This window comes from Pseudomonas sp. SIMBA_068 (assembly GCF_046534705.1).
In the GTDB taxonomy this organism is placed as follows: Bacteria; Pseudomonadota; Gammaproteobacteria; order Pseudomonadales; family Pseudomonadaceae; genus Aquipseudomonas; species Aquipseudomonas putida.
In genome coordinates, this window is record NZ_JAWRYI010000258.1 from 1 (window position 1) to 307 (window position 307).

Here is a 307-nt window from a genome sequence, read left to right on the forward strand (position 1 = left end):
TGCGCCACCGCCGCCATGAAACCCAGGGCGTCCCAGCGCGCCAGCAGCACCAGGCGGCAGCCGGCGTAGATGGGAAACAGCAGGCCGGCGTTTTCCCCGGCGATCCAGAACTCGGGAAGGAAATTGAGCAGCACGCTGTCCTGCCTCAGGCCCAAGGCCACCGGCACGAAGCTGGCGCAGGTGTAGAGCATGTCGCCGTGGCTATGAATGCAGCCCTTGGGCATGCCGGTGGTGCCACCGGTGTAGTTCAGTGCGGCCATATCGCCCAGGGCAGGACGGTGGGCCGGGGTGGCGGCGCGACAGGCCT

1 protein-coding gene is annotated in these 307 nt (G+C 68.1%); it reads right to left on the reverse strand.

Going from position 1 to position 307, the window contains the following annotated elements:
• The coding region (locus SB756_RS29080; protein ID WP_410912998.1) for an AMP-binding protein at positions 1-307 on the reverse strand (307 nt) is incomplete at both ends.